Origin of the sequence: Cellulomonas septica, from assembly GCF_012396155.1 — a bacterium.
Taxonomy (GTDB): domain Bacteria; phylum Actinomycetota; class Actinomycetes; order Actinomycetales; family Cellulomonadaceae; genus Cellulomonas; species Cellulomonas septica.
Genome location: NZ_JAAXOY010000721.1, coordinates 1 through 1,723, shown reverse-complemented (window position 1 = coordinate 1,723; position 1,723 = coordinate 1). Strand labels below are relative to the sequence as shown.

Genomic DNA, 1,723 nt, shown 5'->3' with positions numbered 1-1,723 from the left:
CGGCGAGTGCACCGTGACGCTCGCCGTGCTCGCGGCCGCCGCCGACGCGGGACGCGACCTCGGCGTCGTGTACGTCGACGGCGGCCAGGACCTGCACCTGCCGACGGACCACGCGGACGAGCCGATCGCCGACTCGATGGGTGTCGCGCACGCGCTCGACCTGCCCGGCGCGCACGACGCGCTCGCCGGGCTCGGCCCGCGGCGGCCGCTCCTGACGGCGGAGCGCCTCGCGTTCGTCGGGTACGCCGACGAGGAGGAGGACGTGCACGGCCTGGTGCCGGCGTCGCGTCTCCCCGCCGCTGACGTGGCGGCGCACCCGGAGACGGCCGCGGCCGTGGCGACGCGCGTCGCCGGGCGCGACGGCTTCCTCGTGCACCTCGACGTCGACGTGCTCGACTTCCTCACGTTGCCGCTCGCGGACGTGCCGACGTACGGCCGCGGGCTGACGCCGCCGGTCCTGACCCGGCTGCTGCGCGCCCTCGTCCGCACGGACGGCTTCGCCGGGCTCGTGGTCGTCGAGGCGAACCCGGACCGGGACGACGACGCGGGCACCCACCTGCGTGCGCTCGTCGCGCTCCTCGCCGACGCGCTCGCCGTCGACCCGTGACCCCGCCGGGGCACGCGGCGATACTGGGGCGATGGCCGACCAGCCGAAGACCGTCCCCACCGACGCGGACGTCCTGGCGTTCGTCGAGTCCGTCGAGCACCCCATCCGGCGCCGCGACGCCCACCGCCTCCTGGAGCTCTACGGCCGCGTGACCGGCGAGGAGCCGCGCATGTGGGGACCGTCGATCGTCGGGTACGGCCGGTACCACTACCGGTACGCGTCGGGACGCGAGGGCGACGCGAGCGCCGCCGGGTTCTCGCCGCGCCGCACGTCGACGACCGTGTACCTCGCCGACGGCTTCGACGCGTACGGCGACCTGCTCGCGCGCCTCGGCCCGCACACGACGAGCGTGAGCTGCCTGTACCTCAAGGACCTCGCGACGGTCGACCTGACGGTGCTCGAGGAGATCCTGCGCCGCTCGTGGGCCGTCACGACCACGCCCGGCTTCGGCGTGGCCTAGGCCCGTGCCGGTCCGGGGGCGACGGTGAGCGGCCGCGTCGCCGAGCACCGGGTCCCGGTCGCGACGACGCTGCAGCGCTGGGACTCGCTCGCGTTCGTCCACTGGGCGTACCCCGTGGACGCCGTGGCCCGCCTGCTGCCCGACGGGCTCGTCGTGGACGTGCTCGACGGTCGTGCGTGGGTGGCCGTCACGCCGTTCGTCATGCGCGACGTCCGCCTCCCGGCCCTGCCGCCGCTCGGTGCGTGGTCGCGGTTCGTCGAGGTCAACCTGCGCACGTACGTCCGGCACCCCGCGTCGGGGACGGACGGGATCTGGTTCCTCACCGTGCTGTGCCCGCGACGCGCGTTCGTCGCGGGGCTGCGCCACCTCGGCCTGCCGTACGTGCACGCGCGCACCGCGTCGCTCCGGGAGCACGACCACGGCGACCGGGCGAGGTTCACCGCGGCGTCGCTGCGCGGCGAGCTCCTGGACGTCCGGCTCGAGGTCGGCGACGCGATCCGCTCCCCCGACCCGTGGACCGTCGCGGTGACGGGCCGGTGGAACGCCTACGCACGTCGCGGCCCGGTCCTGCTCGGCGTGCCCGTCGAGCACGCGCCGTGGCCGCTGCGCGAGGCGACGCTGACGGGCCTGCGCACGAACCTCCTGCGCGCGTGCGG

3 protein-coding genes are annotated in these 1,723 nt (G+C 76.0%); all 3 read left to right on the top strand.

Going from position 1 to position 1,723, the window contains the following annotated elements:
• Positions 1-607 (top strand): arginase family protein (locus tag HGA02_RS18555; protein WP_168680793.1); only part of this gene is annotated, 607 nt, incomplete at its 5' end.
• A gap of 31 nt (positions 608-638) precedes the next feature.
• Positions 639-1,067, top strand: coding sequence for a DUF1801 domain-containing protein (locus HGA02_RS18550; protein WP_168680791.1), 429 nt, complete (start codon positions 639-641; stop codon positions 1,065-1,067).
• Positions 1,068-1,091: 24 nt separating this feature from the next.
• Positions 1,092-1,723, top strand: a 632-nt coding sequence (locus HGA02_RS18545; RefSeq protein WP_168680789.1) for a DUF2071 domain-containing protein, incomplete at its 3' end; no start/stop codon positions are given.

Bases quoted from the DNA above. Each gene is read 5' to 3' on its own strand.
- HGA02_RS18550 (WP_168680791.1), top strand. From the start codon at position 639: ATGGCCGACCAGCCGAAGACCGTCCCCACCGACGCGGACGTCCTGGCG.